Here is a 12,012-nt window from a genome sequence, read left to right on the forward strand (position 1 = left end):
AAGTGCGGCCCATCGCTCAGGGGAACGCGAGGGGCCGCACTTCTTGGCCGGAGTGGTCATCTCCGACCGGAACCGGGCCGCCGTCCGCTCCCGATCGCGTGGGAGGGTGCCGGGGCAGCCCGGAGATCAGCAGGGTTTTCGTTCGGGGGCACCGAGGTCCCGGTCGAAGCGGCACCAGATCGTCTTGCCGCCCTGTTCATCCGGCCGCCACCAGACCGACGAGGCCAGCCGCTGAACGATGAACAGCCCACGGCCGCTGTCGGGCAGTACCGCTTCCGTCAGCTCACCGGCCAGGCCGGGCGGGAAGGCGTCTCCCAACGGCAGCAACGGAGGCGAGGAGTCCTCATCCGCCACGCCGATGAACACCCACTTGGGCCAGACCTTGAACGTCAAGTCGATGCGCCGGGCAGCGCCAGGACGAGCGAGGCCGCGATCCGGCACAGCGTGGTTCACCACGTTGCCGACCAGTTCGGAGACCACCAGCCGGGCGTCATCCACGAACTCAGCCGCGTCCGCGTCCTTCAGGAACACCGCCGTCATGTCACGGGCGACGCGCGCCGTGTTCGGCGACTCGGCGAACAGCGTGATCGTCAGGAAGCGCCCGCCATCCGAAGAGGCCGGCCCCACGAACCAGTGAGCGAACGCGTCCAACTCGCGTGCGACGCGTTCAGCATTTCTTGCCCCCATCACGTCCCTCTCCGGGCCCGGTCAGCCCCTCACGGCACCGCTTTCATCACGCAAGCCAGTACACGGGCCCACGGGCGTGACCGGGAGCGTTCACCAGGGGGTTCAGGTGAACACCTCTATGGGCAAAGGGGGTTCACCAATGAACCCCCTCCGGCGAAACCCCTGTGACAGGATGAACACTCGCCGTCATTCTCGGGTTGGCAGGGGAGCATGAACCGGGAGCCGAACGCGCAACTGATCGCAGTCATGGCCGAAGCCCAGGTCTCGAACAAAGGGCTGGCCAAACGCATGCAGGACACCGCTGCACAGCGAGGGATCAGTCTCGGGACAACACACATCGCAGTGCAGCGATGGCGAGACGGATCCGGCATCAAGCCGGAGACGGCGGAGATCATGGCAGACGTTCTGTCCGCCAAGCTCGGACGCCGGGTCACCGCCGGCGATCTCGGATTCTTCGTTCCCGGGAGGGCAAGCACTCCAGAGCCGACCGGCTATCCCGGCACGCTTCCCGAGGCACTCTCCGTCCTTGACGGACTCGCCCAGGAACGCGCGGAGGCGTCCACCACAGATCGCCTGAATATCGCGGACGCCGACCTCAGCTCAGCCGTTCTGTCATGGATGATCGCCCGCCCCGACGGCATCGAGACCGGCCGGCCGGCACAACAGCGCGTCGGCATGCGCGACGTGCGCGCAATCGGAGATGCCGCCGCTACTTTCATGCAACTCGACTTCAAGTACGGCGGTGGCCACGGCCACAGGGCGTTACGGCACTACTTCCGGTACGAAGTGCTGCCACTGCTGAACGCGAGCTACAGCCAGAAGGTGGGAACGGCCTTATTCGGCGTGGCCGCCGAGGTTTCCCAGTTACTCGCGTGGACCGCGTACGACACCGGGAACCACCGGCTCGCCCATCGCTACCTCACGTCGACGCTGCGCCTGTCTCAAGTCATCGACGACCGCATGTTCGGTGCCCGCATCCTCGGCAACCTCAGCCACCAGGCGAACTACCTGGGCAACCACACCCAAGCCATCCAGCTCGCCCGCGCAGCCGTCGAAGGCGCCAAAGGACGAGCCACCCCGCGCGCCATGGCGAACTACTCAGCCATGGAGGCACGCGCCCTCTCCAACGCGGGCGACCGCATCGGAGCCACCCGCGCCATGAACGAGGCGGCACGGCACTTCGAGCAGGCCGACACCGCCGAGGACCCGGCATGGCTCGCCTACTTCGACGAAGCCGAGCTCATGGGCGAACTCTGCCACTGCTTCCGCGATCTCAAGATGCGACGCGAAGCCGTCGAGCAGGCTCAGCGTGCCGTCGACAGCACCGACCCCAAGTACGCCCGCACCCTTGGCTTCTGCCGCATGGTGCTGGCCCAGAGCCAGCTTCTCAACGGCGAGTTGGAAGCCGCCGTCACCACCGCGAGCCTCGCAGTCGAGGGCGGCGACTCCCTTCAGTCCTCACGCTTCCAGCGCTACGTCACCGACTTCCAGCGCGACATCAGCGCCCACGCTGCGAGCTTGACCGTGGCCACCTTCAACGAGAAGGTACGCGACGCATTCGCCCGCTTGGACGACGACGAGTAACGGCTACCAGGGCCGCCAGTCCCGAGGTGCCCGATCATTGCGAAGGCCGGCGATGCGCCGCCGGTACTCGGCCGCGGTCTCCTCGTTCTCCCGAACGTTCTGCATGAGCCACGTCGTCATGCCGAACTCTTGCAGACCGCGCAAGGTCTCATAGCCGGGCCAGTCGTACAGGTCACGCCCGTAAGCCGCGACGAAGTCGGCGTACTGCGCATCGGTCTGCCACCCGAGACTGTGATGCTCCACAGCCGTCACCATGAGATCCCACTCAGGATGATCGAAGCAGAACGCCTCGAAGTCGATCAGGACGACCCGCCCCTGGTCATCCACCATGAGGTTCTGCACATGCGCATCCCCGTGCACTGGCCCCTTGGGCGACTCAAACCGCAGCTCGGCGTGCTTGTCCCGCAGTTCGCGCCAGCGCTTCCGCAGGAATGACTTGTCATCCTCCGGGACTGGAGCCTTGTCGATCCGACGTTCCTGCTTGCCGAAGGGATCGAACGATGGCAGGTCGAGGCCGGCGGGAACGGTCAGGGAGTGCAGATCCCGCAGAACACCGCCCAGCTCCCCGTAGGTCGCCTTGCGGTCACCCTCGACGATCAGATGCCAGAACGTCACCGGGTGCCCGTCGATCAGGAGAGGCTGTTCCACATCCTCAACGATGCGAGCAGCCCTCATCCCCTCCGCAGCGAGCCACCGGGCCACAGCTACCTCTTTGCGAGCCGTGGACAGCCACTCCTTGCCCCGTGCGATGCGCACAACCACCGGCACCGAGGCCAGCCGGAACAGCGCGTTCTCCCCTAGCCGGATCAACTCCGCGCCGTCGTCATCGAGTCCGGCAGACCGGCACGCGGCACGTAAGACCCGCGCAGCCCCAGACGACGTGAACCCCTCATCCGTGCAAGCAGCGTCAACCGCCATGCCCGTACCAGCTCCCCTAATCGCGCGCGATCAACCAGCGCACGCCTACGGGTGACCAACCCGACGCGCACCAGACACGACTACGACCGTACCCACGGCATCACCCACGACACGCTCCCGGCCCCGGGATGGCTTCGATGACAACGGAAAATGGAGAACTCGCTGCCCCGAGCTAACACATTGGGCTTGAATGCTCTCACGGGCGAGGGACAGGCACCGCCCCAATGCAGCAGAGTGAGGCCCCTGTGAGTGTTTCCTTCGGCGTAGCGGAGTTGAGGCTTAGTGACGGCACTGTCGTCACACCACCGACCGACGGCATGACGGTCTTCATCGGCCCCAACAACAGCGGGAAATCGCTGCTACTGCGAGAGTTGGCCACACTAATCCAGCACTTTCCAGGAACGCTAGAACCCCGCCGCTGGGTCGCTGGCATTGAGCTTCGCTCCGAGGGCAGCAGCACCGACCTAATTCAGTGGCTGAACGACCGAGGGCACGAAGCCCGATACGACCCTGTGAGACAGCGAACCTCGCTTCCCAACAGACCAGGAGAAAGAGAGCCAGGCCCTGAGGTGGGACAGGTTGAGGCCCTATGGAGCCAGCGCCGAATTGGCGAACTCAGCCACCTTCTAGTGACTTTTCAGCAGACTGGTGACCGCCTTCAGAACCAGACTGATTCATACCACTGGGACCAGTCAATTTCTCCCAGCCACCCCACGCAGGCACTTTGGGAGAGTCGCGAAAGGCACGCGAAATTCTCCGGACTATTTGAGGCCGCCTTCGGTGAGCCGATCAGCATCAATCGATTTGATCCCAACTTCCGCCTGCAGGTTGGTTCCACAGGAATGGACGACACACCCCCTCCGGCTCCGCCGCACCTCAGAGAGGCATACGCCAAACTCCCGTATCTGAATGACCAAGGCGACGGGATGAGAGCTTTTGTAAATCTGGTCCTGCACACGCTGGTCCGCCCGACACCCGTAATCATCATTGATGAGCCCGAGGCTTTTCTGCATCCGCCCCAGGCAAGGCTACTGGGGAAATATCTTGCAATGCACACGCCCTCACCTTGCCAGATTTTTGTGTCCACCCACAGCGCCGATTTCTTGAGTGGCGTCCTCGACGGAAGCTCCGTCAGAGCAGATCAACCACACCGGCCACTGGCTCTCATACGACTGTCACGAACCAGCAGCGCTCACTCAGCCAAGACTCTAGCTCCCGAACTGGTGGAGGAAATTCTCAACTCTCCCCTCTTGCGCTACTCAAACATCGTGTCCGGACTTTTCCATGACGGTGTCGTACTATGTGAAGCGGAGGGCGATTGCCAGTTTTACGAGGCGACGTTTGACGTAGTCCGCGGTGGAGGACGCCACGAGAACCTGACATTCTTGCACGTCAACGGAAAGGCGCGCCTGAGCGATGCCGCAGAAAAGCTCCGCACTTGCGGAATACCCACAGCCGTTGTTGCCGACTTCGATTTTCTGAACGATCGCACGAAACTAACGCAGGCGCTTAGCGCACTGGGTGGAAACTGGGCAGACGTAAAGGAAGACTTTTCCATTCTGCACGAATACGCCCGATCTGACGTGATCACAAAGCCTGCCACTGAGATCAAGAAATCGATCGCCGAAATAATTGGCAACACTCGAGGCAAAGCGACGCTCGAACAAGGGAAAGTTGATCAAATTATCGAAATCTTGAAGACGGCAAACAATTGGAAGACCTTGAAGAAAAGCGGCCTGGGAGGCCTGAATGGCGAGATTTATAGGTCTACGAAACGCCTCTTGGAATACTTCGCCAAGCGCGGAATTTTCGTCGTCCCAGTAGGTGAACTTGAGTGCTGGGTACGCTCTGTCTCGCCCTCCAACAAGGGCCAGTGGCTAAGAACAGTATTCGAGGAAGGACACTACCGGTCACCAATACCAGAGCTTCAAATTTTTGCGGGCCAGATCAGTTCATATCTGCTTGGGCACGCGACTTGCGCGGAAAACTGCAACGTTGACACCCAGTAAGGCGAACGGTAATCAACCAGTCGGCGGGAGAGGTGGCCGGCACCCCCACGAGGGGTCACGCGCGACTTCCATGGGGAGGTCGTGACTATCAGGCGAGGCGCCGTCAGGCCAGAAACCTCCCCCATGCGTACGGGCATGGGCATGGGCACCACTGCACTCGCGAAGCCGCTCGAAGGCCACACCCCTCGGACGACGAGTGCCGAAAGGCTGGGTCGCTTCGAGGCATCAACGCCCGTGACGTGTACGCTCCTCCAACTGCCACAAGAAGTACATGTCCGATAGCTCTACAGCAGATCTGTCGTCAAAGTACTTTTGGATCGCGGGAAGTGCTGTGACGGTGGCAGCGATTCCTCCGCCAACAACCAAGGGAATTCCTCCGAGGAGCCCCACGGTGATGCCAACCGTTCCAAACGTAGCGGCGGCCCCGAATTTTCGACTCAGCGTACTTCCTGTCACTCGCAGCTTCTGCGAGATGTCGTTCAATGCTGGCGTAATTACGTCGGCGAGCACTTCGTCCGCGACATCTTCGCCAGACTTGCTACTCTCAAGACGTTCCTGAATAGCCTCTTTCAGGGCGTTTCGAAAGCGTTCGAAACTGTCCCACTCGTCGTGGCGGAGTCGGACGTGTCACGCACTGGAAGCTGGTCGAGTACGGGAATCTGCAGGTTAATGGCGACGTCTTCTGCTGCAGTAGGCACTCGACTACCGGTGAGTACGCTCTCATGCAATTGCACCTGAGCTGCAAGGGGCAGCCCCGCAGCGCGAGCTGCGGCTACGTCTGACACGAGATGCGCAGCGTATCGCTGAAACACCGACTCCGCGATATCCCTGGTGCTCGGGTTGGGGTTCCAGATCGTTCCCCAAGCCGTGTGCTCAAGATCTTGATGCTCGAACTGATAGTGGGCATGGTCGTCGTGCAGATGAAGATCACGCACCACGCCTTCAGCTTCGAGGCGATCCACCCAAGAGTGAGCTTGCTCCAAAGCCTCAGCGATTCCGACTTCTTGAGCGTGCTGCATAAAATGTTCTTGGCATGCTGGTGACTTCTGCACGAAAATCAGCATGTCCCGTACGCCGATTTGACGTAGATGCAGGAATGTTGCGACGTGCTCGATCAGATTGCCAATCACCGCTTCATCGCTGCCAATCAGCTCGCGCGCAAAGCGGTAGGGGGAAGGCCCCGCTACCACAATCTCATCGAAGTAGTGGAGAGCGCGACCGAAGAGTGATTGGACCTGCTTGATCTGGCACACTTGGTGGCAGCAATCTAGGTCCCCAGATAGATCGATTCCGCGCCCCGCCACGAAGGAGCTGCCCTTGGAGAATTCCCGCTCAGGCTCAGGAAACGGAACCGATGCGGCTATATTTTGGACCCGCGAGAGACCACGGCGCCGTTGCTTGAGTGCGCGTTCCGCATCTTCGATAGAGCGGATATCAAACTCATCAATCCATTGCTCTAGCCAGAAAGTACTCATATGCCCCCCATGTGACGCAGTGACTAGATTAGCGCAGAACTCAAGATCATGAGGTGCCGGTCCATGCTTTTAGCCGTGGGAACGATCTGTCGCGTACTAGATGACCTCATCCAGTCCCCCTGCCAGTGGCAGTTATTACTGCGTGAGCGGAGCTTGACCGACGTGCCCCTCGGGGCGCGTTCGGTCTGCTGCTGCACCAGTTCCGGCCGGGTAGCTTGACCGTCATGGACCAGGGGCGGGTAGTTGAAGCGTTTCGTCTTGAGGCTGGGCAGCTCGCACGGGCGATGACCGGTGTCTCGGCGGCCGAGTGGCGTCTGCCGACGCGGTGTGCACCGTGGACGGTGAGCGAGTTGCTGGCGCATGTCCGGGTGGTGATCGCGTGGCTGCCGGGCATGCTGGCAGCGCCGGCGCCGCCCCGTGCCGAGGTCTCGGCAGTGGAGTACTACCGGCCCGACGACCGTTTCGCTCCGGGTACCAACGCGGCTCGTATCGCTCTGGCTCAGGACCATGCGGCCGAGCAACTCAGCGGTGCTGCCCTCGCCGACAACTTCAACACCACCTGGCAGCAGGTCGAGCGACTGTGCCAGGCCGAGCCGGAAGGGCGTGTAGTGCGTACCCGGCACGGCGATCCGATGCTCCTGTCGGAGTTCCTGCTGACGCGGGTGGTCGAGGTCGCCGTGCACGGCCTGGACCTTGCAGACGCCCTGGGGCGCGAACCGTGGCTGACCTCCCAAGCCGCGGATCTGGTACAGGATCTTCTGCTCGGTGGACCGGATGGGGCACCAGCGCTGGAGAAGCTCGGCTGGAGTCAGCTTCGCTTCCTGCGCAAGGCGACGGGTCGCGAGCCGATCACCGAGGAGGAAGCGTTGGAGGTCAGCAGCTTGGGCGTCCGATGGCTCACCCTGGGTTAAGCACTCCTGCCCCCTGACCGGCGAAGTTATTACTGTAGGAACCCGGCTTGACCGACGTGCTGTTGCTGGACGGCTTCCGCTAGGTCACCAGCGGGTCCGCGGTGGTCGCGGGGTGTCTCGCCGGACGAGCTGGCCGCGCTTCCCGTTCAGCAGCATGAGCAGCCGCTCGGGCCGATGGCGCATCCGCCCGGGATGGAAGATCACCGCCCGGTACTCTGTGCCGCGCTACGTCCAAGGGGGGATCATGCGAACGAAGGCGATCGCTGCTGCGTTGTGCCTGTTCACGGGAGCTGTCGCAGTCGGCTGTGCAGATGCCGCCGGCACAGCTGACACACGCTCCGCCGACCAACTGCTCGGCGACGCCAACGGCACCATGAAGGCGCTCACATCGGTGACCATCGTCATGGACGTCACCTCCGCGGGCGGCGGCAGAAGCTATTCCAGTCGGCTGACGACCGATCTCAAGAGCAGATGCACGTTCAAGGGGACTTGGTCCTACGGCTCCGAGCTGGAGCAGATCCGGATCGGTGAGACGGACTACATCCATCCCAATGACGTGTACCTCGAGATGTGGGGGCGGAAGACGGTCCCCGCGATGCGGCACAAGCCGTGGCTGAAGAGCCCTGTGAGCGCGGCGAAGCCGGCGGACGACCTGGCGGACTGTATGTGGCCGTTCTCCTCGTTCGGCAAAGCCACGAAGGGCGACCCGACCGAGCTCGACGGCAAGCCAGTCATCCCCGTGGAAGTACCGGACGACGAAGTCGAGGGAGGCAACTACACCTTCTACGTGGCTGCCGAGGGCAAGCCGTACCTTCTGAGGGTGGACTACCGCGAAGCCCACTACCGCCGCGTCACAAAGTTCAGCGGCTTCAACAACCGCTTGGACATCCAGCCCCCGCCGGCGGCCGATGTCCTGGATCTGAGCAGCCTGCCACCGGACGCGTCCTGACCTCCGTCTCGTGATGAGGGCGATCTCGTCGCGAGGACGAACGGACGAATGGCCCGGACTGCCTTCACCGACGCGTTGTGCTGTCGAGCTACTCGGGTCTGGCGTGTGCGGACATGCCGAGCGTTCTGCAGCTGAGCCCTGGCCGCTCCGAAGCGAGTCTTCACCGCCTTGCTGCGCGCTGCCGCAACCACTACAACACGTACGGTTACAACCTGGATACACCTCGCTCACGCAGCCCGCGCATCGCGCACGATGGCATTCCACGCACAGCCAAAGGGGGGGCCATGAGCACCGAACACCCGCCGCCACCACCGGATGCTGCGCCCGGATCACCGGTGCCGTCCGCGCGCAAGCGCATCCCTCTCCTGCTCGCGGCGGTCGCAGGTGCCGTCATCGGAGGCGGTGCCGTGGGCGCGGTGTGGGGCTTCACCGGCAACCAGGACACCGCCAGCGGCACAAAGAGCGAGAGCCGCAGCAAGACCCTGACCGCTGAGACCGAGCCCGTGACGTTCACCCTCACAGGCAACTTCGAACTCACCGAGGACGCGGTCAGCAACGGCCTGGGCGGGTGCAAGGGCAGCGGCGGGTACGACGACATCGCCGAAGGCACAGCCGTCACCGTGTACGACGCGGCAGGCACAGTCATCGCCACTGGCGAGCTCGGTGACTCGACACTGAATTCCGGGACATGCGCGTTCGGCGTCGCTGTCGACAACGTCCCCAAGGGCGAGGACTTCTACAAAGTGGAGATCTCTCACCGGGGAACGGTGCAGTTGTCAGCTGCCGATGCCCAGGCAGGCCTGTTCGGCGCATCATTGGGATGACCGCGCCGACGCCAGGCCGGCTCTGCAGGCTCGAGACACCAGGCTCCGGAACCCTCCCGTCAAGCATGCTGAGCGGTGAGGCAATTACCGCGTGAACCCGACTTGACTGACGACTCGCGCAGCGCGGCGATCGGGGCCAGGGCGGCGCGGGTCTGCGCCCACAGGACGAGGGCGTAGGCGGCGACGGACAGCGCGGCGCCCAGCAGGCCGAGGCCCGCGTAGGGGCGCAGCTTCCGGAGGGTCCGGCCGCGCCAGCGGCTGATCGCGTACAGGGGCAGGACGGTGCCCTGGACCGCCATCAGCCAGGCGATGTACCCGAGCGGGGAGCCGGCGGCGCGGACGCCGAGGCCGTCGAGGACCGTGTACGCGGCGATGGTCAATCCCGTCGCCAGCGCCGCGCCGATCGCCGCCCAGTCGGGCCGCCGTCCGCGCAGGCCCCACAGGGCGACCCCGGTCAGTCCCGCGCAGGACACCGCGACGCCGGCGGCGGCCCAGCCGTCGGGCACCTCGTGCGCGAACACGGCGGCGAGGACGGTGACCACGAGCGGGGCGGAGCCGCGCGCGATGGGGTAGGCCTGGCCGAAGTCGCCGAGCTGGAAGGACCGCATCAACAGCGCGTAGTAGGCGATGTGGACGGCGGCCGAGAAGAAAAGGTACGGCCAGGCCTCCGCCGCCGGGAACGCCGCGAACGGCGTGAGTGCGAGGCCGATGAGCAGGCCGCCGCCCGAGATGAGGGCGAAGCCGGTGAGTTTGTCGGTGATGCGGTGGGCGATCGCGTTCCAGGAGGCGTGCGTGACCGCGGCGAGCAGGACGGCTGCGGTGACCAGCGGCGTCACGCGGTGCGCTCGCGCACGTCCACGAGGGTCGCGCCGGCGTGGGCGACCAGGTCGTGGGGCGCCATCGGGAACACGGTGTGCGGGGTGCCCGCGGCTGCCCACACCACGTCGTGCGCGAGGAGGCCGCGGTCGGCGAGGACCCGGGTGCGGGTGCGGTGCCCGAAGGGCGGCACCCCGCCGATCGCGTACCCCGTCGTCTCCCGTACGACGTCGGCGGCGGCCCGGGTGACCTTCTCCGCACCCAGTTCCCGCCGCACGAGGTCGAGATCGACGCGGGCGGACCCGTCCATCAGCACCAGCACCGGCACGCCGTCCGCCGCGAAGATCAGCGACTTGCAGATCTGGCTCAGCTCGCAGCCGACCGCGGCGGCGGCCTCGGCGGCGGTGCGGGTCGCGTCGGGGAAGCGGCGGATGCGCGGGGTCACGTCGGCAAGGCCGAGATCGCTCAGGGCTTCGGCGAAACGGGGGTGGGCGTGGGCTCCTGTCGTCGTCATGCAGGGCACGCTAGCGGTAGGTGTATGTGGCAGGCGACCGGGTTCGGGGCGGCTGCGGCGCACGGCCCCGTCCGCCGCACACGGACGAGCGGCGCGTCCGGCCCCGGTGGGGCTGGACGCGCCGCTGTCCGTGCGGGCTAGGCGTCAGTGCGCGTGTCTGGTGTCAGTGACGGTCGCCGCCGTGGTGGCGGTCGCCGTGGTGACGGTCGCCGCCGTGGTCGCGACGCTCGTTCCAGGACTCGCGGTCGATCACGCGGCCGTGGTCGTCGCGCAGCGTGGCCGTGTCCTTGCGGTTGTCCCAGACGTGGCGGTTGCGGTCCTGGTACACGGCGCCACGGGTGTCGCGGCCCTCGCCGGTGTGGACGCGGACGGTGTCGCGGGGGGCCAGGCGGTAGTTGCGGAAGGTGTACCTGTCTCCCTCACTGTCGGTCAGCGTCCACCCCCGGAGGTTGATCGTGTGGCGGGTGTTGTTCTTGAGCTCCACCCACTCCTTGTTCAGCGAGCGGTTGCGGCGCCGGTCCTCGCCGGGCGCGTCGTACTGCACGTCACTGATCTCCACCTGCGGCCGGTGCGGCGTGCGGTCGGCGGCGGTCGCCGGCAGCGCTGCCGCGCCGACCAGGGCGGCGGCCGCGAGCGAGGCGGCGGCCAGACGGCGGGCGGAAACAGTCGAAACAGTCACGAGGTCTCCTTGTGGTGGTGCGAGCCGCGACCGGGTCGGCCGCTGCCCCCACAGATGACCACCGATTTCGAAGCGTGTGGGCCCGACCGCGCACTGTGTTACTGATCAACCACATTCCGGTGACACTCATGTGCAATGTCCATCCATGCCCTGAATGAACGACGTGGCCGTGGTTGAGCCTTTGACGGCGGTTGCGGCCCGAAGTCGTCACCCAAAAGTGGGTCACAGGATTCCTGCTGCATCCGGGTGGTCTCCGCGCCCGTCCGCAACCGGAACGGCCGGCGCGAAGTCCCCTTGCACGAACCCGGTGCTGATCACCTCGGCACCGGACTCCCCGCGCTTGAGAGGAAGGAGCCCGACCATGGCCCCCACCACCCTGATCGGCCGGCAGTCCCCGGCACATGACGACTTCCTGCTGCCGCCGCCCAACCCCGCCCAGCGCCTCGACCTCGTCCTGGACCCGCGTGACGTACGGAGGCTGGAGCTCCACGCCGCGCTGACCGCGGCCGGGATCGCCCCCATGCCCGGCGATCTCGACGTCATCGACCGGCTCAGCGCCCTCCCCGAGCACGTGCACATCGCCCTGCACCGGTGGCTCACGGCGCCGTAGGGGGCGCGCGCGGAAAAGAAGAGCCGGTGAGGGCGC

At 64.9% G+C, this 12,012-nt stretch carries 12 protein-coding genes; 6 read left to right on the forward strand and 6 right to left on the reverse strand.

Annotation, left to right across the window (positions count from 1 at the left end; translation table 11 throughout):
* Positions 1-126 precede the first annotated feature (126 nt).
* Positions 127-687 carry an ATP-binding protein gene (locus tag ACFYX4_RS10465; protein WP_389330216.1) on the reverse strand — a complete coding sequence of 187 codons (561 nt, stop codon included), beginning with the start codon at positions 685-687 and terminating at the stop codon, positions 127-129.
* A 210-nt stretch (positions 688-897) separates the two neighbouring features.
* Between ACFYX4_RS10465 and ACFYX4_RS10470 the strand changes: the two genes are divergently transcribed.
* Positions 898-2,271, forward strand: a complete 1,374-nt coding sequence (locus ACFYX4_RS10470) for a sporulation protein (protein WP_389329114.1) — start codon at positions 898-900, stop codon at positions 2,269-2,271.
* A gap of 3 nt (positions 2,272-2,274) precedes the next feature.
* Here the strand turns inward: ACFYX4_RS10470 and ACFYX4_RS10475 are convergent, their stop codons facing one another.
* Positions 2,275-3,189: a phosphotransferase enzyme family protein gene (locus ACFYX4_RS10475; RefSeq protein ID WP_389329117.1), complete on the reverse strand. Its 915-nt coding sequence runs from the start codon at positions 3,187-3,189 to the stop codon at positions 2,275-2,277.
* A 245-nt stretch (positions 3,190-3,434) separates the two neighbouring features.
* Between ACFYX4_RS10475 and ACFYX4_RS10480 the strand changes: the two genes are divergently transcribed.
* Positions 3,435-5,198: an ATP-dependent endonuclease gene (locus tag ACFYX4_RS10480; protein ID WP_389329120.1), complete on the forward strand. Its 1,764-nt coding sequence runs from the start codon at positions 3,435-3,437 to the stop codon at positions 5,196-5,198.
* 569 nt (positions 5,199-5,767) lie between these two features.
* Here the strand turns inward: ACFYX4_RS10480 and ACFYX4_RS10485 are convergent.
* The gene (locus tag ACFYX4_RS10485; protein ID WP_389329123.1) at positions 5,768-6,673 is read right to left on the reverse strand and encodes a hypothetical protein; all 906 of its coding nucleotides are present in this window, start codon (positions 6,671-6,673) and stop codon (positions 5,768-5,770) included.
* Positions 6,674-6,897: 224 nt separating this feature from the next.
* Here ACFYX4_RS10485 and ACFYX4_RS10490 point away from each other — a divergent pair, with 224 nt between their 5' ends.
* The 3 genes from ACFYX4_RS10490 to ACFYX4_RS10500 all read left to right on the forward strand — a co-directional run bounded on the left by ACFYX4_RS10490 (position 6,898) and on the right by ACFYX4_RS10500 (position 9,357).
* The gene (locus ACFYX4_RS10490) at positions 6,898-7,584 is read left to right on the forward strand and encodes a maleylpyruvate isomerase family mycothiol-dependent enzyme (RefSeq protein ID WP_389329126.1); all 687 of its coding nucleotides are present in this window, start codon (positions 6,898-6,900) and stop codon (positions 7,582-7,584) included.
* A gap of 244 nt (positions 7,585-7,828) precedes the next feature.
* Entirely contained in the window at positions 7,829-8,533 is a 705-nt protein-coding gene (locus ACFYX4_RS10495; RefSeq protein ID WP_389329129.1) for a hypothetical protein, read from the forward strand.
* 284 nt (positions 8,534-8,817) lie between these two features.
* A complete protein-coding gene (locus ACFYX4_RS10500; RefSeq protein ID WP_389329132.1) occupies positions 8,818-9,357 on the forward strand; it encodes a hypothetical protein in 540 nt (179 codons plus the stop codon).
* Positions 9,358-9,416: 59 nt separating this feature from the next.
* Here the strand turns inward: ACFYX4_RS10500 and ACFYX4_RS10505 are convergent, their stop codons facing one another.
* From ACFYX4_RS10505 to ACFYX4_RS10515, 3 genes are all read right to left on the reverse strand, one after another.
* Complete coding sequence (locus ACFYX4_RS10505; protein ID WP_389329135.1) at positions 9,417-10,193, reverse strand: EamA family transporter; 777 nt, start codon at positions 10,191-10,193, stop codon at positions 9,417-9,419.
* Complete coding sequence (locus ACFYX4_RS10510; protein WP_389329138.1) at positions 10,190-10,687, reverse strand: YbaK/EbsC family protein; 498 nt, start codon at positions 10,685-10,687, stop codon at positions 10,190-10,192. Before ACFYX4_RS10510 ends, ACFYX4_RS10505 begins: the two co-directional genes overlap by 4 nt.
* A 163-nt stretch (positions 10,688-10,850) precedes the next feature.
* Entirely contained in the window at positions 10,851-11,366 is a 516-nt protein-coding gene (locus ACFYX4_RS10515; protein WP_389329141.1) for a lamin tail domain-containing protein, read from the reverse strand.
* 361 nt (positions 11,367-11,727) lie between these two features.
* Between ACFYX4_RS10515 and ACFYX4_RS10520 the strand changes: the two genes are divergently transcribed.
* Positions 11,728-11,976, forward strand: a complete 249-nt coding sequence (locus tag ACFYX4_RS10520) for a hypothetical protein (RefSeq protein ID WP_389329144.1) — start codon at positions 11,728-11,730, stop codon at positions 11,974-11,976.
* The last annotated feature ends 36 nt before the right edge of the window (positions 11,977-12,012 follow it).

This window comes from Streptomyces sp. NPDC002328 (genome assembly GCF_042890065.1).
Lineage (GTDB): Bacteria > Actinomycetota > Actinomycetes > Streptomycetales > Streptomycetaceae > Streptomyces.

Excerpts from the sequence above, each read along its gene's own strand:
- ACFYX4_RS10495 (WP_389329129.1), top strand. The coding sequence starts at position 7,829 with ATGCGAACGAAGGCGATCGCTGCTGCGTTGTGCCTGTTCACGGGAGCT.
- ACFYX4_RS10475 (WP_389329117.1), bottom strand. The coding sequence starts at position 3,189 with ATGGCGGTTGACGCTGCTTGCACGGATGAGGGGTTCACGTCGTCTGGG.
- ACFYX4_RS10500 (WP_389329132.1), top strand. The coding sequence starts at position 8,818 with ATGAGCACCGAACACCCGCCGCCACCACCGGATGCTGCGCCCGGATCA.
- ACFYX4_RS10510 (WP_389329138.1), bottom strand. The coding sequence starts at position 10,687 with ATGACGACGACAGGAGCCCACGCCCACCCCCGTTTCGCCGAAGCCCTG.
- ACFYX4_RS10520 (WP_389329144.1), top strand. The coding sequence starts at position 11,728 with ATGGCCCCCACCACCCTGATCGGCCGGCAGTCCCCGGCACATGACGAC.
- ACFYX4_RS10470 (WP_389329114.1), top strand. The coding sequence starts at position 898 with ATGAACCGGGAGCCGAACGCGCAACTGATCGCAGTCATGGCCGAAGCC.
- ACFYX4_RS10485 (WP_389329123.1), bottom strand. The coding sequence starts at position 6,673 with ATGAGTACTTTCTGGCTAGAGCAATGGATTGATGAGTTTGATATCCGC.
- ACFYX4_RS10490 (WP_389329126.1), top strand. The coding sequence starts at position 6,898 with ATGGACCAGGGGCGGGTAGTTGAAGCGTTTCGTCTTGAGGCTGGGCAG.
- ACFYX4_RS10465 (WP_389330216.1), bottom strand. The coding sequence starts at position 687 with ATGGGGGCAAGAAATGCTGAACGCGTCGCACGCGAGTTGGACGCGTTC.